20 protein-coding genes and 1 tRNA gene are annotated in these 24,220 nt (G+C 72.6%); 7 read left to right on the forward strand and 14 right to left on the reverse strand.

Annotated features, from left to right (window positions below; genetic code table 11):
- Positions 1–279: 279 nt before the first annotated feature.
- The 7 genes from J2S66_RS30635 to J2S66_RS30665 all read right to left on the reverse strand — a co-directional run bounded on the left by J2S66_RS30635 (position 280) and on the right by J2S66_RS30665 (position 6,670).
- A complete protein-coding gene (locus tag J2S66_RS30635) occupies positions 280–1,701 on the reverse strand; it encodes an MBOAT family O-acyltransferase (protein ID WP_310311402.1) in 1,422 nt (473 codons plus the stop codon).
- 112 nt (positions 1,702–1,813) lie between these two features.
- On the reverse strand, positions 1,814–2,782 hold the full coding sequence (rlmB, locus tag J2S66_RS30640; RefSeq protein WP_310311404.1) for a 23S rRNA (guanosine(2251)-2'-O)-methyltransferase RlmB: 969 nt from the start codon (positions 2,780–2,782) through the stop codon (positions 1,814–1,816).
- Between the two features lie 4 nt (positions 2,783–2,786).
- Entirely contained in the window at positions 2,787–4,181 is a 1,395-nt protein-coding gene (gene cysS / locus J2S66_RS30645; RefSeq protein ID WP_310311406.1) for a cysteine--tRNA ligase, read from the reverse strand.
- 45 nt (positions 4,182–4,226) lie between these two features.
- Positions 4,227–4,838, reverse strand: coding sequence for an HAD family hydrolase (locus J2S66_RS30650; RefSeq protein WP_310311408.1), 612 nt, complete (start codon positions 4,836–4,838; stop codon positions 4,227–4,229).
- A 141-nt stretch (positions 4,839–4,979) separates the two neighbouring features.
- Positions 4,980–5,453: a 2-C-methyl-D-erythritol 2,4-cyclodiphosphate synthase gene (gene ispF, locus J2S66_RS30655; RefSeq protein ID WP_306744458.1), complete on the reverse strand. Its 474-nt coding sequence runs from the start codon at positions 5,451–5,453 to the stop codon at positions 4,980–4,982.
- A complete protein-coding gene (gene ispD / locus J2S66_RS30660; protein WP_306744459.1) occupies positions 5,450–6,151 on the reverse strand; it encodes a 2-C-methyl-D-erythritol 4-phosphate cytidylyltransferase in 702 nt (233 codons plus the stop codon). Before ispD ends, ispF begins: the two co-directional genes overlap by 4 nt.
- Before the next feature lie 30 nt (positions 6,152–6,181).
- Positions 6,182–6,670, reverse strand: coding sequence for a CarD family transcriptional regulator (locus J2S66_RS30665; RefSeq protein WP_065915127.1), 489 nt, complete (start codon positions 6,668–6,670; stop codon positions 6,182–6,184).
- 288 nt (positions 6,671–6,958) lie between these two features.
- Here J2S66_RS30665 and J2S66_RS30670 point away from each other — a divergent pair, with 288 nt between their 5' ends.
- The gene (locus tag J2S66_RS30670; protein WP_310311420.1) at positions 6,959–7,762 is read left to right on the forward strand and encodes a copper chaperone PCu(A)C domain-containing protein; all 804 of its coding nucleotides are present in this window, start codon (positions 6,959–6,961) and stop codon (positions 7,760–7,762) included.
- Between the two features lie 236 nt (positions 7,763–7,998).
- The gene (gene radA, locus J2S66_RS30675) at positions 7,999–9,363 is read left to right on the forward strand and encodes a DNA repair protein RadA (RefSeq protein WP_310311422.1); all 1,365 of its coding nucleotides are present in this window, start codon (positions 7,999–8,001) and stop codon (positions 9,361–9,363) included.
- 67 nt (positions 9,364–9,430) lie between these two features.
- Here the strand turns inward: radA and otsB are convergent, their stop codons facing one another.
- The 3 genes from otsB to J2S66_RS30690 all read right to left on the reverse strand — a co-directional run bounded on the left by otsB (position 9,431) and on the right by J2S66_RS30690 (position 14,949).
- A complete protein-coding gene (otsB, locus tag J2S66_RS30680) occupies positions 9,431–11,965 on the reverse strand; it encodes a trehalose-phosphatase (RefSeq protein WP_310311424.1) in 2,535 nt (844 codons plus the stop codon).
- A gap of 52 nt (positions 11,966–12,017) precedes the next feature.
- Entirely contained in the window at positions 12,018–13,457 is a 1,440-nt protein-coding gene (locus J2S66_RS30685) for an alpha,alpha-trehalose-phosphate synthase (UDP-forming) (RefSeq protein WP_310311426.1), read from the reverse strand.
- A gap of 154 nt (positions 13,458–13,611) precedes the next feature.
- Entirely contained in the window at positions 13,612–14,949 is a 1,338-nt protein-coding gene (locus J2S66_RS30690; RefSeq protein ID WP_310311428.1) for a threonine/serine exporter family protein, read from the reverse strand.
- Between the two features lie 307 nt (positions 14,950–15,256).
- On the opposite strand from J2S66_RS30690, the gene J2S66_RS30695 reads away from it, so the two are divergent.
- Positions 15,257–15,329: transfer RNA gene (locus J2S66_RS30695), tRNA-Thr, on the forward strand.
- A 9-nt stretch (positions 15,330–15,338) separates the two neighbouring features.
- Here J2S66_RS30695 and J2S66_RS30700 read toward each other — a convergent pair.
- Both J2S66_RS30700 and J2S66_RS30705 read right to left on the reverse strand, forming a co-directional pair.
- Positions 15,339–16,286, reverse strand: a complete 948-nt coding sequence (locus J2S66_RS30700; RefSeq protein WP_310311430.1) for a hypothetical protein — start codon at positions 16,284–16,286, stop codon at positions 15,339–15,341.
- A 76-nt stretch (positions 16,287–16,362) separates the two neighbouring features.
- Entirely contained in the window at positions 16,363–17,973 is a 1,611-nt protein-coding gene (locus J2S66_RS30705) for a vWA domain-containing protein (protein WP_310311432.1), read from the reverse strand.
- Between the two features lie 169 nt (positions 17,974–18,142).
- Between J2S66_RS30705 and mgrA the strand changes: the two genes are divergently transcribed.
- The gene (gene mgrA / locus J2S66_RS30710) at positions 18,143–19,171 is read left to right on the forward strand and encodes an L-glyceraldehyde 3-phosphate reductase (RefSeq protein ID WP_310311434.1); all 1,029 of its coding nucleotides are present in this window, start codon (positions 18,143–18,145) and stop codon (positions 19,169–19,171) included.
- A 141-nt stretch (positions 19,172–19,312) separates the two neighbouring features.
- On the opposite strand, the gene J2S66_RS30715 is transcribed toward mgrA, so the two are convergent.
- Both J2S66_RS30715 and J2S66_RS30720 read right to left on the reverse strand, forming a co-directional pair.
- A complete protein-coding gene (locus tag J2S66_RS30715; RefSeq protein WP_310311436.1) occupies positions 19,313–20,776 on the reverse strand; it encodes a sensor histidine kinase in 1,464 nt (487 codons plus the stop codon).
- Entirely contained in the window at positions 20,773–21,474 is a 702-nt protein-coding gene (locus J2S66_RS30720) for a response regulator transcription factor (RefSeq protein WP_306744467.1), read from the reverse strand. The genes J2S66_RS30715 and J2S66_RS30720 overlap by 4 nt, the downstream gene beginning before the upstream one ends.
- Before the next feature lie 187 nt (positions 21,475–21,661).
- Between J2S66_RS30720 and J2S66_RS30725 the strand changes: the two genes are divergently transcribed.
- The 3 genes from J2S66_RS30725 to J2S66_RS30735 are packed head-to-tail and all read left to right on the forward strand — an operon-like array spanning position 21,662 to position 24,200.
- Entirely contained in the window at positions 21,662–23,041 is a 1,380-nt protein-coding gene (locus tag J2S66_RS30725) for a ferredoxin reductase family protein (RefSeq protein ID WP_310311439.1), read from the forward strand.
- A 10-nt stretch (positions 23,042–23,051) separates the two neighbouring features.
- Entirely contained in the window at positions 23,052–23,465 is a 414-nt protein-coding gene (locus J2S66_RS30730; RefSeq protein ID WP_310311441.1) for an FMN-binding protein, read from the forward strand.
- Positions 23,466–23,468: 3 nt separating this feature from the next.
- Positions 23,469–24,200: an FAD:protein FMN transferase gene (locus J2S66_RS30735; protein WP_310311443.1), complete on the forward strand. Its 732-nt coding sequence runs from the start codon at positions 23,469–23,471 to the stop codon at positions 24,198–24,200.
- The last annotated feature ends 20 nt before the right edge of the window (positions 24,201–24,220 follow it).

A 24,220-nucleotide genomic window follows, 5' to 3' on the forward strand; every position in this document is an offset into this window, starting at 1 on the left:
AGCTGCCGGATCTGCAATCTCTGTCCTACCACACTGTGTACCCGAACGGAGCAGGTCGGTTACATAAAGTAGTTGCGGAGGTGGAAAACCGGCTACTTGTTCTTCACAGTTGACGGTAGGTGACCCGGCGTGAGCAATACTCGCCTACCCTACGTCGAGCGGGGCCCTCAATGGGGCTGGTTCCGCTGGGCCGACCGGTGGAGCACGTGCCCGCCGTCGCGCCGTCCACACCGGACCGGCCGGTGCGTCAATTGGCGAAACCGCGCGGCTTGTCGATCTTCAGAACTGGTAGTAGAGGAACGGGCTGAACGTACCGCTCGCGACGAGGATCGCCGCGTACCCGACGCCGGCCGTCATCAACGACACGCGGGCCGCCGTGGCTGCCTTCGCGCGGGAGGACTCCAGGTAGGGGCCGGTCACGGGGTGGTCCGGCAGGGCCACGACGGTCAGTGCGACGAGCAGCAGGACAATGCGCTGATTGGTCGCCGCGGCGCCCACCGCTTCGGTCAACCCGCTGAAATCCGGCAACAACATGTGGCCGAGCATTGTGAACGCGGTACCCAGGTCCGGGGACCGGAAGAACACCCAGCCGATTACCACCAGCAACATGGTGAGGACGCGCCGGGCAATTCGGGTACGCGTAGTGACGGGAGCCGATTCCCACCCGAAACGGCGTTCGACGACGAGCAGCGCGCCGTGGAACAAACCCCACACGAGGAACGTCCAGTTCGCCCCGTGCCAGAAACCGGTGAGGACGAAAACGATCGTGAGGTTCCGGTAGGTCGACAGCACGCCGCCGCGGTTGCCGCCCAGCGGGATGTAGACGTAGTCGCGGAACCAGCGCGACAGCGACATGTGCCAGCGCCGCCAGAACTCGGTCGCGGTGACCGACGAGTAGGGGCGCGCGAAGTTCTCCGGCAGCCGGAAGCCGAGCATCCGGCCCAGGCCGATCGCCATGTCGGAGTAGCCGGAGAAGTCGAAGTACAGTTGGAGCGCGTAGGCGATGGCGCCGAGCCACGCGACGGCCGTCGTCATCTCGTCCGACGGGGTGGCGAAGCAGGCGTCGACCACCGGCGCCAGCGAGTCGGCGATGATCACCTTCTTGCACAGGCCGAGCGCGAACCGGGGGAACCCCGCGGCCACGTCGTCCCAGCGGTGCGTGCGCTCCTGCGGCAGCTGGTCGGCGATCTCCCGGAACCGCACGATCGGGCCGGCCACCAGCTGCGGGAACATCGCGATGTAGGTGACGAACGAGACGGGGTCGCGCAGCGCGGGCCGCTCGCCCCGGTACACGTCCACGACGTACGAGATGTGGTGGAACGTGTAGAACGAGATGCCGATCGGCAGCGCCAGCTCCAGCACCGGCAGGTCCGCGCCCACCACCTCGGCGATGTCGTGCAGCTGCTGCGTGGCGAACCCCGCGTACTTCCACACCAGCAGCACGCCCAGGTTCAGCGCGATCGTGCCGACCAGCACGAACCGCCGGTCACCGGGGCTGTCCGGCTCCAGTCGCCGGCCGGCCAGGTAGTTGGCGACCATGCAGCCGAGGAGCAGCAGCGTCGTGCCGCCCGCGCCGGAGGCGTAGAACAGCAGGCTCGCCACGGCGACCACGAGGTTCCGCCTGCGTCCGGGTGCGACGAGGACGGCCGCGAGCACGACCGGGAGGAAGAACCACAGGAAGAGGGGCGTGGCGAAGGACATCGCCGCAGACTGTAACCGGCCCGCCCCGCCGCCCGACCCGGAACCGCGACGAACTCACATCACATCTCCGGACGCGGTGCCCGCCGGGCACCGCGTCCGGAGCCGGTCCGGGTCAGGCGCGGGCTTCCACGCGGCGGCGGCGGGCGATCTCCGCCAGGACCACGCCGGCCGCCACCGAGGCGTTGAGGGACTCCACGCCCGCCGACATCGGGATCGACACGGTCTGGTCGCACGTCTCGCGCACCAGCCGGGACAGGCCTCGGCCCTCCGAGCCGACCACCACGACGAGCGGGCCGGTCGCCAGCTCCAGGCCGTCCACGTCCACGTCGCCGTCCGCGTCCAGGCCCACGACCATGAGCCCCGCCTCGGCCCACTCCTTGAGCTGGCGGGTCAGGTTGGTCGCCACCGCGATCGGCATCCGCGCCGCCGTGCCCGCGCTGGTCCGCCACGCCACCGCCGTGATGCCCGCCGAACGGCGCTGCGGCAGCACGACCCCGTGCGCCCCGAACGCCGCCGCCGAGCGCACCACGGCGCCCAGGTTGCGCGGGTCCGTCACGCCGTCGAGCGCCACCAGCAGCGGCGGGATGCCCGACTCGTTCGCGATCCTGAGCAGGTCGCGCGGCTCGGCGTACTCGTACGGCGGCACCTGGAGCCCGAGGCCCTGGTGCATCGCGCCGCCCGTGATGCGGTCCAGCTCGCCGCGCTGCACCTCCAGCACGGAGATGCCCCGCGACGCCGCCAGCTGCACCGCCTCGGCGACCCGGTCGTCCGCGTCGATGCCCAGCGCCACGTACAGCGCCGTCGCCGGGATGCCCGCGCGCAGGCACTCGACCACGGGGTTGCGCCCGGCGACGGTCTCCGGCCCGGTCTCGGCGGCCCGGCGGCGCTGCGCGCGCTGCTGCTCGACCTTCGCGGTCGCGTTCGCCCGCTTGTACGCGGGGTGGTTGGGTCGTTCGGCCGCCTTCGGCGTCGGCCCCTTGCCCTGCAGGCCCTTGGACTTCTGCCCGCCGGAACCGACGACCGCGCCCTTCTTGGAACCGGGGTTGCGCATAGCGCCACGGCGCTTGGAGTTACCAGCCACGAGCTCAGTCGTCCTTCAAAGTCCACATCGGACCGTCGGGGGTGTCCTCGACGGCGATCCCGGCCAGGAGCAGGCTGTCGCGCAGGGCATCGGCCCGTGCGAAGTCCCGGTCCCTGCGGGCCTGCTGCCGCTCTTCCAGCAGCCGCTCCACCAGCACGCCCAGCGCCTGCCGGCCCGCGCCGCCACCCGACGCCGCGTCGTGCCACCGCTCCGAGAGCGGGTCCAGCCCGAGCAGGCCGGTCATCGCCCGCACGGACGCCGCCGCGGCGCGCGCGCCCGGGTCGTCCCCGGACTCCAGGGCGGTGTTGCCCTCGCGCACCCGCCGGTGGATCGCGGCCAGCGCGCCCGGCGTGCCCATGTCGTCGTCCATCGACGCGACGAAGGTCTGCGACAGCGCGCCGTCGTCCTCCACCGCGCCGGTCCGCTCGACCACGCGCCGCAGGAACGACTCGATCCGCCGGTAGGCGGACACCGACTCGTCCAGCGCCTCGGGGGAGTACTCGATCGTCGACCGGTAGTGCGGGCCGACCAGGTAGTAGCGCAGCTCGGGCGCGCGCACCCGCTCCAGCATCGCCGGGATGGTCACGGTGTTGCCCAGCGACTTCGACATCTTCTCGCCGGACAGCGTCACCCAGGCGTTGTGCATCCAGTACTCGGCGAAGTGGTCGCCCGCCGCCCGCGACTGCGCCTGCTCGTTCTCGTGGTGCGGGAAGATCAGGTCGATGCCGCCGCCGTGGATGTCGAACGACGACCCCAGGTAGGCGGTCGCCATCGCCGAGCACTCCAGGTGCCAGCCCGGACGGCCCGCGCCCCACGGCGTCGGCCACGACGGCTCACCCGGCTTCGCGGCCTTCCACAGCGTGAAGTCGCGCGGGTCGCGCTTGCCCGTGGCCGCGGTCTCGCCCTGCTGCACGTCCGCGAGCTTCTGCCCGGACAGCGCCCCGTACTCGGGGAACGAGGTCACCGAGAAGTACACGTCGCCGTCGGCGGCGTACGCGTGGCCCTTCCCGATCAGCCGCTCCATCAGGTCGACCATCTGCGTGACGTGGCCCGTCGCGCGCGGCGAGGCCGACGGCGGCAGGCAGCCCAGCGCGTCGTACGCGGCGTCGAACGCCCGCTCGTGCTCGTACGCCCAGTCCCACCACCGCCTGCCGTGCTCGGCGGCCTTGGCGAGGATCTTGTCGTCGACGTCGGTGACGTTGCGCACGAGGTGCACGGTCGAGCCGTCGCGGCCCAGCCAGCGGCGCAGCACGTCGAAGTTCAGGCCGCTGCGCACGTGCCCGATGTGCGGAACGCCCTGCACGGTGGCCCCACAGACGTAGATCGACGCCGTTCCGCTGACCTGCGGGACGAATTCCCGCGTGGACCGGGTCGCGGTGTCGAAGAGGTGGAGGCTCACACCGGAATGGTACGGGCGTTGACCAGAGGGGGTTGAATCGACCGGTCAGATGTGCTTGCGGAGCACCTGCAGGAGGCCGTCCGGCCGAGCGGCCGTGGGCAGCGGGTCGACGATCTCGACGACGCAGCCGATCGCCGCCGCGCCCCCGTCGGCCTCGGGGCTGTCGCCGACCATCAACACCTCCGACGGGTGCGCGCCGAGCCGGTCGCAGGCGATGCGGAACAGCTCGGCGTCCGGCTTGGCGAAGCCCTCCTGGTAGGAGAGCACGTACTCGTCCACGCGGGTCTCGACGCCGTGGCGGGCGAAGACGGCCCGGACGTCCCACGCGATGTTGCTGACGACGGCCGTCGGCAGCTCGGTGCCCAGCGCTTGCGCGGTGTCCGGGTAGGGCTGCCAGAACGGCGGGCTGCACAGGTTCTCGTAGAACGTCGCCGGGTCCGGCGTGCCGACCTTGGCCAGCACGGCCAGGTGCATCTCCCGGTGGGCGACCGGGTCCAGGTCGCGCCGCTCCCACTCGTCGAGCGGGATGTCGAGCCCCTCGGCGACGCCGACGGGTGCGGTGAGCGCGCGCATCAGCTCGGCGTGCGCGGCCAACGAGTCGTGTTCCAGCCGGAACAGCGTGCCGGAGAAGTCGAAGAGGACGGCGCGGATCGTCACCGGTGAGACGCTACTGGTCTGGACCTCGGAGGTCTCGACTCGAACACGAACGGAGACCAGGGTCACGGACGGCGTGGTCGCGGTCGTCGGGCAGCGCGCGCGGACTCGCCGAGGGGGCGAACCGCACCCGGGCCGGCGGCGTCAGGACAGCGGCACGAGCAGGGCCGTCGCGACGGCGGCGATGCCCTCGCCGCGCCCGGTGAGGCCCAGGCCGTCCGTCGTCGTCCCGCTGACCGAGACGGGACCGCCCACGGCCCCGGACAGGACCCGCTGGGCCTCGTCGCGGCGCTTGCCGACCTTCGGCGCGTTGCCGATGACCTGCACCGCGGCGTTGCCGACCCGGTAACCGGCCTCCTCGACCAGGCGCCGCGCCTCGGCCAGGAAGTCCACGCCGTGCCGCCCGGCCCACCGGGGGTCGCTCGTGCCGAACACCGCGCCCAGGTCGCCCAGGCCCGCCGCCGACAGCAGCGCGTCGCACAGGGCGTGCGCGGCCACGTCGCCGTCCGAGTGCCCGGCGCAGCCGTCCTCGCCGTCCCAGCGCAGGCCCACCAGCCAGCACTCCCGACCGGCCTCGACCTGGTGCACGTCGGTGCCGATGCCGACCCTCGGGATCACTGCGCTCCTCGTGCCGCCGACCCGACCAGCAGCGCCTCGGCCACCGCCAGGTCGAACTTCGTGGTGATCTTCATGGCGTCCTGGTGACCGGGGACCGTGACGACCGGCACGCCCATCCGCTCCACCAGGCCCGCGTCGTCGGTCGCGTGCAGCCCCGACCCGTGCGCGCGCAGCAGCACGGCCGCGTCGAAGCCCTGGGGGGTCTGCACCACGCGCAACGACGCCCGATCGGGTGTGTCGATGACGACACCCTCCGGGTCGACCCGCTTCACCGTGTCGGTGACCGGCAACACCGGGATGACCGCCGGGTGCCCGGCCGCGACGGCGTCGATCACGGCCCTGACCACCTCGGGAGGGGTGAACGCGCGGGCCGCGTCGTGGACCAGCACGATCGTGGTGCCGGGGATCTCGCGCACCGCGTGCTCCAGCGCGAGGCGCACCGAGTCCGAGCGCTCGGCGCCCCCCGGGAGCACGTGCACCGCCCCGCCGGCCTGGGCCAACGGGGCGGTGACGGTGTTCACAGTGGCCACATCGGACGGAGGTGCGGCGATCACGACGTGCCGCACGCCGGCCTCCAGGAGGCCGCGCACGGCACGTACCAGCAGCGGAACGCCGTCGACCGGCACGAGCGCCTTGGGCATCCCGTAGCCCAGCCGCTCACCCCGGCCCGCCGCGGGCACGAGCGCGACAACACCCATGTTCGCGGTGTCCGTGTGCGGGTCCGCCGGTCAGGAAGCGGTGGCGAGGACTTCGTCGAGGAGGACCTCGGCCTTGTCCTCGTCGGTGCCCTCGGCCAGCGCCAGTTCGCTAACCAGTATCTGTCGAGCCTTCGCCAGCATCCGCTTCTCACCAGCGGACAGTCCGCGATCCTTCTCGCGCCGCCAGAGGTCGCGCACCACTTCGGCCACCTTGTTCACGTCACCGGACGCGAGCTTCTCCAGGTTGGCCTTGTACCGCCGCGACCAGTTGGTCGGCTCCTCCGTGTGGGGAGCACGCAAGACCTCGAAGACCCTGTCGAGACCCTCCTGGCCGACGACGTCACGCACGCCCACGATCTCGGCGTTGTCGGCGGGGACGCGAACCGTGAGGTCGCCCTGGGCGACCTTGAGGACGAGGTACTTCTTCTCCTCGCCCTTGATCACACGGGTCTCGATCGCTTCGATGAGGGCGGCACCGTGGTGCGGGTAGACGACGGTCTCTCCGACCTTGAAAACCATGTGTCCTCTGCCCCTTTCGCTAACCCCATCCTAACACGACGGGCAATCCCCTCATCGGCGTCCGGAGATCGGTTAGCGCTGGTCAGGGCCGCGAGGGGGGTTGACAAACCACCCCGGTGCGTGCAACGGCCGAGGTCGATCTTGCTCCACTGTGGACGAGCGCGGCGGCCCGCGAGGTACCACGTGCCGCCGAGTCGGCGGGTCCCCGTTAGGCTCCTCAACGGTGTCGGACCCGTTGTCACCGGGTACGACCCTGCCTGTCAGCACATCGGGAGGGATCGAGCAGCCGTGGGTCGCGCACACCAGAAGTCCGCAGCGCCTCGCCGCCTGGCCGTCGTGGCCGCGCTGGCGACGGGACTCGGTCTGTTCGCCGCAGGCTGCGGCGCGGGGCAGATCACCCAGACCGACCAGCAGGTCGCCGCGGTGAACGGGGCGAGCGGCCAGGCGGGCACGATCGCCGTCCGGGACGCGCAGTTCCTGTTCCCCGCCGAGCACGGCGCGTACGAGGAGGGCGACGACGCCCCGATCGTGGTCGTGATCGCCAACAACGGCACCGAGGCGGACAGGCTGCTGGCCGTGACCAGCGAGTCCGCCGACCCGGCGCAGATCGAGGGCGACGTCGAGCTGGAGCCCGGCTCGTCCGTCCTGGGCGGTGGCGACCCCGGCACCGCCGGCGACGGCGAGACGTCCTCGGTGAAGCCGACCTCCTCGTCGGTGAGCCCGACCTCCGGTTCGCCGGCCCCGTCGTCGGGCTCGGTCCCGACGACCGGGTCCGCGTCGTCCACCGGTTCCGCGCCCGGTTCCGCCACGACCACGACCGGTTCGCCCACGCCCGACCCGTCGGTCACCACCACGACGGGCGGCAACACCTCGATCTCGAACCCGCCGACGACCTCGGGCAAGAACCCGTCGTCGGCCGAGCCGGTCGAGCCGGGGCAGGTCCGGATCGTGCTGAAGAACCTGAAGAAGACCCTGCGGCCGGGCGAGACGATCCGGGTCACGTTCCTGTTCGAGAAGGCGGGCGAGGTGACGCTGGAGCTGCCGATCGGCGCGACCTCCGAGCCGCGCGAGGACGCGCCGTCCGGGCACTGAACCGGTACTGACCGGCGCTGACGGCGGTTCGCCACCCGTTCGGGTGGAGCCCCCGGCCGCGATCCTCAGACCGCGAGCGCCGAGCACCGAACGTCCACAGGGGTCCCCCGTCCAGGGGGACCCCTGTTGTCGATTCTGCCGGCGGACACCGACGATCCCGGCCGCCGGCCGCGCGGCTGTGGACAACCCGGTGCGCGGGGCGGCCCTGTCGGGGGCGGCGGCTAGCCTGCCTCACCGTGGCGAAGACAGTGCGTGCGGCCAAGCCCACCTACCGGTGCGCCGAGTGCGGGCACGAGGTGGCGAAGTGGGTCGGCCGCTGCCCCGAGTGCCAGGCCTGGGGCACGGTCGAGGAGCGGGGCGCCCCGGCTCCCGCGCGCTTCCTCGCCGGCACGCCCAGCAGCGCGGCCCGGCCCATCGCGCAGGTCGACGTCGAGTCCGCCCGCGCCGTCCCGACCGGCGTCGGGGAGCTCGACCGGGTGCTCGGCGGCGGTCTCGTGCCGGGCGCGGTCGTCCTCCTCGCGGGTGAACCCGGGGTCGGCAAGTCGACGCTGCTGCTGGAGGTCGCGCACCAGTGGGCGTCCTCGGGCAGCCGGTGCCTCTACGTCACCGGTGAGGAGTCGGCCGGCCAGGTGCGCCTGCGCGCGGACCGGACCGGGAACCTCCACGAGGAGATCTACCTGGCCGCCGAGAGCGACATCTCCGCCGTCCTCGGGCAGGTCGACGCGGTCAAGCCGGGCATGCTGATCGTCGACTCCGTGCAGACGATGTCCTCCCCGAGCGTGGACGGCACGCCGGGCGGCGTCAGCCAGGTCCGCGCCGTCACGTCCGGCCTGATCGCGGTGGCCAAGGAGCGCAACCTGCCGATCGTGCTGGTGGGCCACGTCACGAAGGAGGGCTCGGTCGCCGGTCCGCGCGTCCTGGAGCACCTGGTGGACGTGGTGCTCCAGTTCGAGGGTGACCGGCACTCCTCGCTGCGGCTGCTGCGCGGCATCAAGAACCGGTACGGCGCGGCCGACGAGGTGGGCTGCTTCGAGCTGCGCGACGACGGCATCGCGGGCGTGCCCGACCCGTCCGGGCTGTTCCTGAACCGGCGCGAGCAGGCGGTGTCCGGCACCGCGGTCACCGTGGTGGTCGAGGGCAAGCGGCCGATGCTGGGCGAGGTGCAGGCGCTGGTGGCGCCCACCGCCCTGCCCGCGCCCCGGCGCGCCGTGAGCGGGCTGGACTCGGCCCGCCTGGCGATGGTCCTCGCGGTGCTGGAGAAGCGCGGCAAGGTCGCGCTCGGCAACAAGGACGTGTTCACCGCCACGGTCGGCGGCATGAGGCTCATCGAGCCCGCCGTGGACCTCGCCGTGGCGTTGGCGGTCGCCTCGGCCGCCATCGACGTCCCCCTGCCGCACGACCTGGTCGTCGTGGGCGAGGTCGGCCTGTCCGGCGAGCTGCGCCGCGTCAACGGCGTCGGTCGCAGGCTCAGCGAGGCGGCCCGGCTCGGCTACACCAAGGCCCTGGTGCCGCCGGACGCCGGGAAGCTGCCCCCGGAGACCCGCGCGCTGGTCGCCAACGACCTGTTCGAGGCCCTCCAGCTGCTCAAGCTCAAGAAGTGACGAACGGCCCCCACCGGGCGGTGGGGGCCGTTCGTCGGGACGCACCCGGCAGCGCCTGCCGGGACGCCTACTTGGACGCCGCGAGCAGCTGCGCGCAGCGGATCAGGCCCAGGTGGCTGTACGCCTGCGGGTGGTTGCCCAGGGAGCGCTCCGCGATGGGGTCGTACTCCTCGGGCAGCAGGCCGGTGGGGCCGGCCGCGTCGACCATCTGGGCGAACAGCTCCTCGGCCTCGGTGCGGCGGCCGGTGAGCAGGTAGGACTCGATCATCCACGCCGCGCAGAGGTGGAAGCCGCCCTCGTCGCCGGGCAGGCCGTCGTCGCGCCGGTAGCGGTAGACGGTGGACCCGGAGCGCAGTTCGGCCTCGATCGCCGTCACGGTGGCCTGGAAGCGGTCGTCCGCGGGGTCGATCAGGCCGGACAGGCCGACGTGCAGGGAGGCGGCGTCGAGGTCGTCGCCGTCGTAGGCGGTGGTGAACGACTGCGCTTCCTCGCTCCAGCCGTGCTTGAGCACGTCGCCCGCGATGGTGTCGCGCAGCACCGGCCACGACGGGTCGACGTCGCGCCCGTAGGTCTCGGCGAGCCGCACCGCCCGGTCCAGCGTCACCCAGCACATGACCTTGGAGTACACGTGGTGGCGCGGCGCGTGCCGCTCCTCCCAGATGCCGTGGTCGGGCTCGTGCCAGCGGCGGGCGACCGCCTCGGCCATCGCCTGCACCATCGCCCAGTCGGGGTCGGTGAGCTCCCCGCGGGCCGCGGCGAGCTGCACCACCAGGTCGACGACCGGGCCGAACACGTCCAGCTGAACCTGCTGGTTGGCCAGGTTGCCGACGCGCACGGGGCGTGAGCCCGCGTAACCCGGCAGGGTGTCGATGACCGCTTCCGCGCCCAGCATGGTGCCGTGGAGCGTGTACAGCGGGTGCAGGCGCTCGGGGCCGGGCAGCGTGGCCAGCACGCCGTGCACCCAGCCCAGGAACGCCTCGGCCTCGCTCGTCGAGCCGACGGAGACCAGGGCCTGCGCGGTGAGGGCCGCGTCGCGCAGCCAGCAGTACCGGTAGTCCCAGTTGCGGATGCCGCCCAGCTCCTCCGGGAGCGAGGTGGTCGCGGCGGCCATGATCGCGCCGGTGTCGTGGTGCACCAGGCCCTTCAGCGTCAGGGCGGAGCGCACGACGAGGTCCGGTTCGACGGCGGGCACCTTGAGCGTGGCCGCCCAGTCCGACCAGTACGAGCCCGCGCGGGCGCGGCGCTCGGCCTCGCCCAGGGTGGCCTCGGACAGGTCGTCGGTGCCGCAGCGCAGCTCCAGCAGGATCGGCGCGCCCTCGCGGGGCCGGACGACCGCGGTGGCGGTCTCCTGCTGGCCGTCGGAGGTGATCTGCCAGTCCACGCCGGGGGAGCGCAGCACCATCGGGTCCGAGGTGCCGACCACGCGCAGGCCGTCGCGCTCGCGCAGCAACCTGACCGGCACCTGCCCGAACTCCGGGCGCGGCGCGAAGGTGATCACCGCGTTGGTCGAGCCGGAGATGCGCCGCACCAGGTCGGTGCGGTGCGAGGCCAGGTCGTGGTCGAGGTAGTCGGTCACCAGCAGCCGCGACCAGCGGGTCTCCACGATCATCGTGCCGGGCACGTAGCGCTGGCCCAGCGGCAGCGACCCGTGCTCGGGCTTGATCGAGAAGTGCCCGGCCGAGGGGCCGCCGAGCAGGTCGGCGAACACCGCCGCCGAGTCCGGCTCCGGGTGGCACAGCCAGTTCACCCGCGCGTCGGGGGTGAGCAGCGCGACGGACCGCTCGTTGGCGAGCATGGTCAGCCGCTCGATCGGCACGGCCTGGTCGCCGTGCAGCCACGCCCGGCGCTCCTCCAGCAGGAACGCCAGCACCGTGGCGACGTCGTTCGGGTCGCCGACGAAGTACTCGGCCAGCGACTCGCCCTCGCCGACCTTGATGCCGACGTCCGGACCGGCGAGCCGGGCGAACGCCTTCTCGTCGGTCACGTCGTCGCCGACGAACACGGCCGCGGTGGCCGACGCGCGGTGCCGCAGGACGTCGAGGGCGTGGCCCTTGTCCGTCTGCACCACGGCCAGCTCGATCACCGCCTTGCCCTCGGTGACCTGCACGCCGTCCCGGGTCGCGGGACCGGTGCGCACGGCGTCCAGAACCCGCTCCCCCACGGAGGGCTCGGCACGCCGCACGTGCACCGCGATGCTCGCGGGTTTCACTTCGAGGCCGACGCCCTCGTGCCCGGCGACGACCTCCTCCAACTCGGTTTCCAAACGGCGGTGCAGCGCTCGCGCGTCGGCGTCGAGCGCGTGCACGAAGCCGACGTCGAACTCCGAGCCGTGCGAACCGACCAGGTGCACCTCGGACGGCAGGCGGGACAGCGTCGCCAGGTCGCGCAGCGCGCGCCCGGAGATCACCGCGGTCGTCGTCTCGTGCAGACCGGCCAGCGAGCGCAGCGCGCCCACCGACTCGGGCAGCGGGCGCGCGTCCTCGGGGTTCGCCACGATCGGAGCCAATGTCCCGTCGTAGTCGCAGGCGACCAGCAGGCGCGGTGTGCGCGCCAGTTGCACGATCGCACGACGAAGTTCGGCGGGGAGGGCCTCGGCGGTCAACGCCCCTCCTCAATGCTCGGTGGGACAGGTCGGTGGTGTGGTCTGAACTGATTCAGATCGCGGGCTGCGTGCCCAGTGCGTCGAGGAACGATCGCGCCCATCGGTCTACGTCGTGTGTCAGAACTTGGCGTCGCAGCGCGCGCATCCTACGGCGGCCTTCGGCCGGATCGAGCGTGAGGGCGGATTCGAGCGCGTTCTTTACCCCGTCGAGATCGTGCGGGTTGACGAGGAACGCACTCGTCAACTCGGCCGCCGCCCCGGCGAACTCGGAGAGGACGAGCGCGCCGCCGAGGTCGTAGCGCGTCGCCACGTACTCCTTGCACACGAGGTTCATCCCGTCGCGCACCGGCGTCACCACCATGACGTCGGCGGCCGACATGAAGGCCGTCAGCTCCCGCTTGTCGACCGATTGGTGCAGGTAGTGGACGACCGGGTGGCCGACGGTGGAGAACTCGCCGTTGATCCGGCCCACCGCCTGCTCGATCTCGCCGCGCATCTGCTTGTAGTGCTCGACGCGCTCGCGGCTCGGCGTGGCGAGCTGGATCATGGTCACGTCGGTCGGGTCGACCCGGCCGTCGGCGAGCAGTTCGTGCAGCGCGCGCAGGCGTACGTCGATGCCCTTGGTGTAGTCGAGGCGGTCCACGCCGAGGAGGATCTTCTTCGGGTTCCCGAGGTCTTCCCGGATTTGTTTCGCGTGCTTTTGCACTTCTTTGTCGCGGGCGAGCGCGTCGAGGCCGGCGGAGTCGATCGAGATGGGGAACGCGCCGACCCGGACCGTGCGGTCGCCGACCTGGACGACACCGGGGCGGGTGCGCACGCCGACCGCGCCGCGGCTCGGCTCCAGGCCCACCAGGCGCCGGGCCAGCCACAGGAAGTTCTGCGCGCCGCCGGGCCGGTGGAAGCCCACCAGGTCCGCGCCGAGCAGGCCCCGGATGATCTCGGTGCGCCACGGCAGCTGCATGAACAGCTCGACCGGCGGGAACGGGATGTGCAGGAAGAAACCGATGCGCAGGTCGGGGCGCAGCTCGCGGAGCATCGCGGGCACCAGCTGGAGCTGGTAGTCCTGCACCCACACCGTGGCGCCGTGGGCGGCGACCTTCGCCGTCACGTCGGCGAAGCGCTGGTTCACCCGCACGTAGGCGTTCCACCAGTGCCGGTGGAACGCGGGCGGCGCCACCACGTCGTGGTAGAGCGGCCACAGCGTGCCGTTGGAGAAGCCCTCGTAGTAGTCGGCCACCTCGGCCGCGCTGAGCGCCACCGGGTGCAGCTGGAGGCCGTCCTCCTCGAACGCCTCCACCTCGGCGTCCGCGATGCCCGGCCAGCCCACCCAGGCGCCGCTGCGGGTGCGCAGGAACGGCTCCAGCGCGCTCACCAGCCCGCCGGGGCTGTGCTTCCAGCGCTGGGTGCCGTCGGGCAGGCGCTCCAGGTCCACCGGTAGGCGGTTGGCCACGATCAGGAACTCCGCGCCGTTCTCGCCGATGCTGCTGCTCACCGGGTAGCGCCTCCTCAGGGAATCGTCTCGCCCACGTCGAGGTTAGTGGGAACGCGCAGGCTGGATGCCCTGCCGTCGACCCCGTCACACTGTGTTGACTTGACGAAAGTCCATCAGGTGAGCCTTCTCACGTGGAAAACCGGTGTTCAGGGCCTCACCTGCGGGATCGGGCCACCAGGCGGCCCAGCCCGGTGCGCACCGGGCGCCCCAGGTGTTCACCCAGGACGACGCCCGCCGCGAGCGCGAGCGCCGTGCCCGCGGCCAGCACGAGCGTCGACAGGCCGGCCGGGTCGCCCTCGGCGGTCAGCTGGTACAGCCCCCGGTAGGTCGTCCAGCCGGGCAGCAGCGGCACCATGCCTGCGACCGCGACCACCAGGGGCGGGGTGCGCAGCCGGCGCGACACGACCTTGCCGCCGAAGCCGACCGCAGTGGCCGCGACGGCCGCGCAGGTGATCGCGTTCGTGCCGGTGAGGGCGAGCAGGCCGTACGCGGTGGTGCCGATCCCGCCCGCGGCGGCGGCGACGAGGAGCGCGCGCGGCGGGGCGTAGCTGGCCAGGGCGAAGCACGCCGACGTGGCCGCGCCGGTGGCGAGCTGCATCGGGACGTCGCCGATCAGCGGCGGCAGCGGGTCGGAGATGGTCGTCCGCACGCCGAACTGGACGCCCGCGCGCAGGGTGAGCGCGATGCCCGCGATGAGGCCCGCGGTGAGCAGGGCCACCTCGACCGTGCGGCCGGCGGCGGTCACGTTGTAGCCGGAGATCGCGTCCTGCACCGTGCCGACCAGGGACAGGCCGGACAGCAGCACCACGATGCCGGCGGCCACCAGCAGCGACGGTCGCGTGCCGGGCAGCAGGTCGGTGGCGTACATGGCCAGCGCCGCCGCCGTGGCCAGCGCCCCGCCCACCACCTGCTGGAAGAAGAACGGCAGCTCGCGGCGGTTGAGGAACCGGCCGACCCGGTCGATGACGGCGGTGACGAGGGCCGCGGTGGCGGCGAGCAGCGGTCCGCCGCCGACCAGCAGCGCCACCGAGGCCGCCATGCCCGCCCACGCCAGCGTGGCGACCCAGCGCGGGTACGGGTGATCGGCTCGGGTGACGCGGTCGATCTCGGCGTACGCCTCGGTCGCGGAGACCCGGTCGGTGGTGATCCGGCCGATCAGGTCCTCCACGGCCGTCAGCCGCGTGTAGTCCAGGCCGCGGCCGCGGACCACGCGCATCGACGTGACCGGTGCGGCCTCCGTGCCGCGGTGGCAGGACGCGGTGATCGAGGTGTAGATGACGTCCACCTCGGTGTGCGGCAACCCGTACGCGCCCGCGACCGCCTGGATCGTGGCGGTGACGTCCGCCGCGCTCGCCCCGCCGGCCATCTGCGCCTCGCCGACGCGCAGCGCGAGGTCCAGGACGAGGTGGACGGTCGAGTCGTCCGGGAGGGACGGTCCCTCGACCGGTCGCGCCTGGTGGTGGACGTTGTGCTCGCGACGCCACAGCCGCACGCGCCACGCCTCCTCGGGTCTTCCCGCCTGCGGTGGGCCCTTCCCGGGGAGGTCGCCACGCCCGACCGCGTCAGATTCGAGGCTGTGTCATGCGCCACCCCCGGTCGGGGTACCCAAGGCGGGTGAATTGATCACTGTCCGTCTAATACTGTTGATACTGCTGGCCAGCGGTTTTACCGCCCGGCAAGGCCACCCGGACGGTACCCGCGACCTCCGGACGGACCAACCCGGGCCCACCCTGAGCAGACCGTTCGCCGCAGGTGGCACCCCGTGCGGGCGCTTACGATGTTCCCGGCCTCCGGGCCGTGCCGGTGTAGCTCAATTGGCAGAGCACTCGCCTTGTAAGCGAAAGGTTGCGGGTTCAAGTCCCGCCACCGGCTCCGAGATGATCATGATAAGGCCTTGGCCCGCAGCTCTTCGAGCTGGGCGGCCCAGCGCTCGACGATCGCGTTGCCCTCGTCCACCATCTTCAGCCCCTCCTTCTCCAGTCGCGCCAGTTCCCTGAAGGTGCGGCTCAGGCGGGAGTGCTCCTCGTACCACCCGTGGGCGGTGGGGGCCTCGGTCTTGCCGTTGGCTTCGATGTTGATCATCGCTTCATCCACGGAATCCGAGATGTCGCTGATCAGGGCCAGGTCGTCCGGGTGCCCGGAGGCGGCTCGCAGCACCTTCGTCACCAGGGGGTCCAGGACGATCGTCCGCGACGAGTAGGTCGTTGCCAAGGCGTGGTAGCGGGTCATGACCGGGTGCATCTCACTGCCGAAGCGCAACTTCCGCGCGGTGATCGCGGACCGCGGCGCGCCCCGACGGCGCAGCCGGACCTCCTCCTGGTCGTAGGTCTGGTCGGTCGCCTTCAACTGGGCCGCGACGGTCCTGGCCGCGATCACCGCGTCGAGCCAGTCCGGGATGAGGGCGTCGATCTTGGCGATCAGCTCGGCGAGGCCGTCCGCTTCGTCCTCCGTGGACGAGGACTGCTCGTTGTCGATCTGCACGGCCGCCATGCGTCCCTCGATCTCCACGAGCCTGGCTGCCAGGGAGTGGGCGGCCTCGCGGTGTTCGCTGGAGGCGGGGGCGACGAGGCGGAGCTTCGACCAGTCGACGTACTGGGTGCGGGCGGTGGTCGCGATCAGCTCGTCGGGGTTGTCCTCGGTCAGCCCCGCGTCGATCTTGGCCCGCCAGTTGTCGCCCCACTCGATCGCGTCCCGGTCGACGAAGACCCGCAGCTCCTCGCCGGTCAGCAGGTCGTACTCGGCCGCGACGGCCTGGGCCGGCGCCAGGATGCCGTCGCCGGCCGAGCGGTTGTCGTCGTGCGCGTAGCTCCAGAAGCCGACTGCGGTCATGTGACGGTTATCGCACGCACGCGGCGAAGTGTGATCGCGGCCCGCGTCGGGGCGGCGGGCCGCGATCACCGCACGCCTACTCGCGGTCCGTCAGGACCTGGTAGGCGACGCCGCCGTGGTCCTCGCCCTCCACGAACTGGACCAGGTTGGTCAGGTACTCGCCCGGCGCCTCCGGGGTGAAGGTCAGCTCCGCCGTGTGCCGCTCACCCGGCTTGAGCGGGATGCCGAACAGGCCCGCGCGCTGCGGGTCGAACTGGAACGCGGTCTCGCCGACCTGCTTCACGCCCGCCGACTGGCCGCCACCGGCGCGCCAGCGCTCCAGCAGCTCACGGCCGAGGTCGACCACCACGGTGCCCCGCACCGGCTTCTCGGCGGTCAGCACCAGGTCGGTCTTGGCGTCCCGCCCGGTCGCGTTCCCCAGGGTGAACCAGGACCTCACCGGCTCCAGCACGCGCCCGCGGATCGTCTGGAAGTTCTTCCACGCGATGTTGTTGTTGTTCTTGGTGTTCAGCGCGGTGTTCGGGCCCTCCGCGAACGTCATCGGGTCCGTCGCCGACACCCAGCGCGCGAGCAGGCAGAAGTGACCCGGACCCGGGATGTTCGCCCACGGGATCTTCGCCACCGTCACGCCCGCGGGCACGGTCAGCGCCTGCTGGCCGATGAACACCCAGTCCCCGTTGGTCGCGTTGTTCCACGTCGTGCCGCCGCCGGCGGGCGTGCGGTAGACCTTGAGCACGCCGGACGCCGTGCCCACGCCGTACGGGCCCGGGTTGTTCAGCCGGACGTGGACGTAGTTCGTGGCGCCGACGACGGGCTGGGTGCCCGCCCCGCAGTCCGCGAGACCCGGGCAGACCTTGATGTCCGGGCTGTTCCACACCGTCCCGTTGGGGTTGGTCTCGACGCCGGTGTCGCTCACCTGGTCGCGCATGAACACGTCGGTCTGCCGGCAGTCCGACAGCTGCTTGCGGATCGCGTCCGCCGTGCCCGCGCCGGTCGCCGTGGTCTGCGTGAACACGCCGCCGGTGGTGGTGGCGTAGTTCTGCATGATCGGCGTGATCACCGGGGTGAAGGCCGGTGACGTGGGCACGTACACCGGGCTGATCTTGATGCCCTTGCCGAGGGCGTCGTTCGCCCACTGCGCGGCGTTGGCGACGTCCACGGCGCCGTGCGCGTCGTCGAACCCACCGGGGCGGGCGTCGGTCACCAGCACGACGAACTTCATCGCGTTCGAGCGCCACGTGCCGTTGAAGTCGACGTTCTGCGGGCGACCGGCCGCCGCCCGGTTGTTCACGACCGTGTTCAGGGCCTCGTCGGACGCCTCGGGCTCACCACCGCCCCCGCCCGCGGCGAGGGTGTTGGTGACGTAGTTCGTCACCGCCGCCGCGTTGCCGGGCGCGAGGTTGTTGTGGATGGTGACGTTGTCCTTGAACGTCACCAGGCCGAACTGGTAGTCGCCGCCGGACGCGGTGACCACGTCGTTGACGATCGAGTTGATGCCGGTCTTCAGGTTGGCGATCGCGCCGCCCATGCTGCCGGTGTCGTCGAGGACGAACGCGACGTCGAGGGGACCGCACCTGGAGACGGCCGCGGCGGCGGGGTCCGCGACCGCGGGGGAGGTGAACTGGACGGCGGAGACGGCCAACGCGGCGACCGCCAACAGCGCGCCGCGTCTGCGGGAGGGATGCATGTGATCTCTTTCCGCTCGTTCTGCCGGGCGCAGGGGCCCGGGCGCCGGACACCGGTGTCCGGCCACGTCAAGCGGATGGTCCGGAGGTCCCCCGAGTACGGTCCGACGAGAGCAACTTCAGGCCGTCTCCGGTGAGGCGAACGGAAGCAGCGCGTGCCAAGGTGGGGAGGTGGCCTACCAACCCGCCGAACAGCGCTACGACCGGATGACCTACCGCCGCTGCGGGCGCAGCGGGCTGAAGCTGCCCGCCGTGTCGCTCGGGCTGTGGCACAACTTCGGGGACGACCGCCCCCTGGAGAGCGGCCGGGCGATCGTGCGCCGGGCGTTCGACCTCGGCATCACGCACTTCGACCTGGCCAACAACTACGGGCCGCCCTACGGCAGCGCGGAGGTCAACTTCGGCCGGGTGCTCGCCGAGGACCTGCGACCCCACCGCGACGAGCTGGTGATCTCCACCAAGGCGGGCTACGACATGTGGCCGGGCCCGTACGGGAACTGGGGCTCGCGCAAGTACCTGCTGTCCTCGCTCGACCAGTCGCTGGGGCGGCTCGGCCTCGACTACGTGGACATCTTCTACTCGCACCGGTTCGACCCGGACACGCCGCTGGAGGAGACGGTCGGCGCGCTGGTCAGCGCCGTGCAGCAGGGCAAGGCGCTGTACGTCGGCATCTCGTCGTACTCGGCGACGAAGACCCGCGAGGCGGCCGAGCTGCTGCGCGCGGCGGGCGTGCCGCTGCTGATCCACCAGCCGTCGTACTCGATGCTGAACCGGTGGATCGAGCGCGAGCTGCTCGACGCGCTCGGCGAGCTGGGCGTGGGCTGCATCGCGTTCTCGCCGCTGGCCCAGGGCATGCTGACCGACAAGTACCTGCACGGCGTGCCGGAGGGGTCGCGCGCCACCCAGGGCAAGTCGCTGTCCGGGGACCTGCTGAGCGAGGCGAACCTGGCGCACGTGCGGGCGCTGAACGAGGTGGCCGCCGCCCGCGGCCAGTCCCTGGCCCAACTGGCCCTGTCCTGGGCGCTGCGCGACGCGCGGGTGACGTCCGTCCTGATCGGCGCGAGCGGCGTGGGCCAGCTGGAGGACAACCTGGCAGCCCTCGACGGCCCGCCGCTGACCGACGACGAGCTGGCCCGCATCGAGGAGCACGCCGTCGACGCGGGCATCGACATCTGGGCGGAGTCCTCGAACGCCGGCTGACCCCGCGAGGGTCCAACCCCCGGATCGCGAGAGTCCAACGCCCAGGAGTCCTGAGTTCTACGTTCGGGCCTCCCGCCGTCGGTCCCGGACGTGGAACTCACCGGTCCCGGACGTGGAACTCACCGGACCTGGACGTGGAACTCACCGGTCCTGGGGGTTGGACTCCCGCGACCTGGGGGTTGGACCCTCGGGGTGGTGGGGGAGGTGGACGGTGAAGGTGGTCGAGCCGGGGTCGCTGGACAGGGAGACGGTGCCGCCGTGCGCCACCACCAGCGAGCGGACCACGGCCAGGCCCAGGCCGCTGCCCCCCCGGTCGCGGGTGCGGGAGTCGTCGACCCGGTAGAAGCGGTCGAAGATGCGGGCCTGGTCGCCCCGCGGGATGCCGGGGCCCGAGTCGGCCACCCGGACCACCACGGCGCGCGGGGTGGTCGAGACCGACAGCGCCACGGCGGTGCCCGGCGGCGTGTGCACGGCGGCGTTCGTGAGCAGGTTGTCCACGACCTGGCGCAGGCGCATCGGGTCGAACGCGAGCGGCACGGGGCCGGGCGGCAGGGACAGGCTCAGCGGGTGCGCCGGGCGGGCCGCGCGGAACGCGTCCGCCGCCTCGCGCGCCAGCGCCGCCACGTCGCCGTCGGTCACCCGCAGCGACGTCTCCACCTCGGCCGAGTCGAGCCGCGCGAGCAGCAGCAGGTCGTCCAGCAGCACGCTCATCCGCGCCGCCTCCGACCGCAGCTTCTCCAGGTGCGCCTCGCGCTCGCCGGGCTCGTTGGCCGCCGCGTACCGGAACAGGTCGGCGTACCCGCGGATCGAGGTCAACGGGGTGCGCAGCTCGTGCGAGGCGTCCGCGATGAACCGCCGCAACCGCTGCTCCGCGACCGTCCGGGCGGCCAGGGACGCGTCGATGTGCTCCAGCATCGTGTTGAACGCCGACCGCAGCTCCTCCACCTCCGCGCCGCCGTCACCGCCCTCCGCGCGCACCGCCAGCCGCGCCGAGTCGGTCAGGTCGTGCGAGGTGATGTCGTGCGCCGTGCGCGCCATGTCGCTCAACGGCTGCAACCCGCGCCGCAGCACGGCCCGCCCGATCACCACGAACGCGATCAGCGCCAGCAGGAACGCCGCCACCTCCACCAGCACGAGCTGCCGCACGGTGGTCGTCATGTCGTTCATCGGGGCCGCGCTGACGATGACCACGCCGTCCGCGATCTGGCAGCCGCGCAGCCGGTAGGCGCCCAGGCCCTCCAGGTACTCGGTCCCGTACGAGGGCTCCTCGCCGCCCACGACCCGCAGCGCCACCTCGGCGAACGGGGCGGAGTCGTCCGGCAGGCCCTCGGGGTTCACCGGCCGCGCCTGGCCGTCGCGCACCTCGTACAGGGCCGAGTACCAGCCGTAGCCGGAGCTCTTGAGGCCGTTGTTGCGGTCGTACTCCTTCTTCAGCGACACCTGCGTGGTGGCCATCTGGTCGTCCATGCGGCGGGCCAGGAACTCCTCCATGCTCGTGGCCATCACCGTGCCGACGACCGCGAACACGGCGAGCGCCAGCGCGCCCAGGCCCAGCGCGAGCCGCGTGTCCAGGCGCGTGCGCTTCCACCGCGAGCGGAACGTCACTCCGCGGCTCGCCGCAGCACGTACCCGACGCCGCGGACGGTGTGGATGAGCGGTTCGCCGCTGCCGTCGTCCAGCTTGCGCCGCAGGTGCGAGACGACCAGCTCGACCACGTTGGACCGGCCGCCGAAGTCGTACTCCCACACGTGGTCGAGGATCTGGGCCTTCGTCAGCACGGCGGGCGAGCGGCGCATCAGGTAGCGCAGCAGCTCGTACTCGGTGGGCGTGAGCGTGACGAGCCGGCCGCCGCGGCGCACCTCGCGGGTGTCCTCGTCCAGGGCGAGGTCCGCCACCTTCAGCACGGACCGCTTCCACGTCGGCCCCGTCGACCGCCGCAGCACGGCCCGCAGCCGCGCCATCAGCTCCTCCACCGAGAACGGCTTGACCAGGTAGTCGTCACCGCCGCGGGTGAGGCCCGCGACCCGGTCCGCGGTGCCGTCGCGCGCGGTGAGGAACACCACGGGCACCATGGCGCCCGCCGACCGCAGCCGGTCCAGCACGGTGAAGCCGTCGACGTCGGGCAGCATCAGGTCGAGCACCACGATGTCCGGGTGGAAGTCGGCGGCCGTGCTGAGCGCCGCCTCGCCGCTGCCCGCCGTCGCGGCCTGCCACCCCTCGTACCGCGCGACCGTCGCCACCAGGTCGGCGATGTGGGGTTCGTCGTCCACCACGAGCAGTCGAACCGGATTGCCCTTGTCCACGTGCCCATGGTGCGGCACCGCCACGGGGTCGGGCGAGGCGATCCGTGGCCGCCGGGCGGATCAACAGCGTTTCGACAGGTCCGCGACAGGTCCGGCTCAGCTTCGCGCAGCAGGCTCGACCACGGACCCACCCGCGGACCCCCGGGACGACCACCCCGGGGCGACCACCGACGAGGAGCGTGCGCACGTGACGACCCAGCTCCCGGCGCCGGCCGCGCGCACCGCGCGTCCGCCCGCCGTGCGACCGAAGGCGGTGCGACCGAAGGCGGTGGCCCGCGCCGGCCTGTGCGCCGTGCTGGTCGCGAACGTCGCCGTCGTGACGGCGCTGTTCCTCCAGGCCGGCCCCGGCGTGAACGCGCTGATCGCGATCGGCCGCCTCACCGGCCTGTACGCGGCGCTGCTGATGGCGTTCCAGCTGCTGCTCGTGGCCCGGCTGCCCTGGCTGGACCGGCGGCTGGGCATGGACCGGCTGACGTCGTGGCACCGGTGGACCGGCTTCTCGCTGCTGTGGCTGCTGCTGACCCACTTCGTGTTCATCCTGTTCGGGTACGCGCAGGTCAGCGAGCTGTCGCCGGTCGACGAACTGGTGCTGGTCACGACCACCGTCGAGGGTGTCCTGCGCGCGGTCGTGGCGCTGGTGCTGATCGCCGTCGTGGGCGGCGCGTCGGCCCGGTTCGCGCGGCGGCGGATGGCCTACGAGACGTGGCACTTCATCCACCTCTACACCTACCTGGCCGTGGTGCTGGCGTTCTCGCACCAGGTCGCGGTGGGCACGACGTTCACCGCGTCGCCGTCCGCCACCGCCTACTGGTGGGGGCTGTGGGGCGTCGCGCTGGGCTCGGTGGTCCTCGGCCGGCTCGTGCTGCCGCTGTGGCGCAACCTGCGGCACCGGCTGCGGGTGTCCGCCGTCGTGCCCGAGTCCGACGACGTCGTCTCGATCCACATCACCGGCCGCGACCTGGACAAGCTGCCCGCGCGGGCCGGTCAGTTCTTCCTCTGGCGGTTCCTGGTGAAGGGCCGCTGGTGGCAGGCGAACCCGTTCTCGCTGTCGGCCATGCCCGACGGCCGGACGCTGCGGCTGACCGCCAAGGCCCTCGGCGAGGGCAGCGCGTCGCTGCGGGCGCTGGCACCGGGCACGCGGGTGTTCGCCGAGGGCCCGTACGGGGCGTTCACCGCGCTGCACCGCACCAGGCCGGACGCGCTGCTCGTCGCGGGCGGCGTGGGGATCACGCCGGTGCGGGCGCTGCTGGAGGAGCTGGGCGGGCACCTCGTCGTGGTCTACCGCGTGTCCAGGCCGCAGGACGCGGTGCTGCTGGACGAGCTGCGCGACCTGGCGCGGGCGCGTGGCGCGGTGCTGCACGTCGTGACCGGGCCGTCGAACGCCCCCACGCCGTACGGGCCGCCGCTCGGTCCCGGGGCGATCGGCAGCGCGGTGCCGGACGTGCGCGACCGGGACGTGTTCGTGTGCGGCCCGCCCGGCATGACGGGTGCCGTGCTGCGGACCATGCGCGAACTGGGCGTGCCGAAGCGCCAGGTCCACGCCGAGCGCTTCAGCTTGGCGAGTTGAGGGGGACGACGTGAAGAGAGCCGTGCCGATCCTGCTGCTCACGGTGGCCGGCCTGGTCCCGCTGTGGCGCTTCGAGCCGCAGCCGGAGACCGCGTCCGCGCCCGGGGCGACCGCCGGGGCCCCGGCGCCCACGACGACCGGCCAGGTCGGGGCGGGGGGCGTGGCGACCCAGTCCGTGGACGGGGCCCTGGTCCGCACCCGGCACGGGGACGTGCGGGTCGAGGTGGTGTTCGAGGGCGACCGGATCGCCTCGGTGACCATGCTGGAGCAGCCGGACAGCGCACCGACCAGGAAGGCCGTGCCGCTCCTGGTGCGGGAGACGCTGACCGCGCAGAGCGCCGACGTGGACACCGTGTCCGGCGCGACCACGACCAGCGAGGCGTACGTGGAGTCCCTCCAGGCCGCCATCGACGCGAAGGGCTGAGGCGTGCGCCGCGTGGAGCAGGTGATGGGCCTGCCGGTCTCGGTGGACCTGCGCGGCGGGGACGCCGACGGGGTGCGCTCGGTCGCGGTCGACCGGGCGTTCGCCTGGCTGCGCGAGGTCGACGCCCGGTTCAGCCCGTTCAGGCCGGACAGCGAGGTGTGCCGGCTGGACCGGGGCGAACTCGACCCGGCGGACGTCAGCGCCGACCTGGCCCACGTGCTGGACCTGTGCGCGCACTACGAGCGGGCCACCGGCGGCGCGTTCAGCGCCCGCGTCCCCGGCCGTCCCCTCGACCCGTGCGCCGTGGTCAAGGGCTGGGCCGTGCAGCGCGCCGCCGACCTGCTCGCCGGGGCGGGCGCGACCAGCTTCGCGGTCAACGCGGGTGGCGACGTCGCCACCGCCGGCGGCCCGTGGCGCGTCGGCCTGCGCCACCCCCTGGACCCGACCGCCTTCAGCGCCGTCCTCACCGTCACCGACCGCGCCGTGGCCACGTCGGCCCGCTACGAGCGCGGCGACCACATCCTCGACGCCCGCACCGGCCGCCCGGTCACGGACCTCCTCAGCCTGACCGTGGTCGCGCCCGACCTGACCACGGCGGACGCCACCGCCACGGCGGCCTTCGCGATGGGCGCGGCCGGTGTCGAGTGGGCCGCGGCCCGACCCGGCTGCGAGGTCCACGCGGTGGACGCGGCCCACCGCGTCCACCGCACACCGGGCCTGCCGATCGCCGCCTGACGCGCCCCGTCGGTCCACAG

Source organism: Saccharothrix longispora (assembly GCF_031455225.1).
GTDB lineage: Bacteria > Actinomycetota > Actinomycetes > Mycobacteriales > Pseudonocardiaceae > Actinosynnema > Actinosynnema longispora.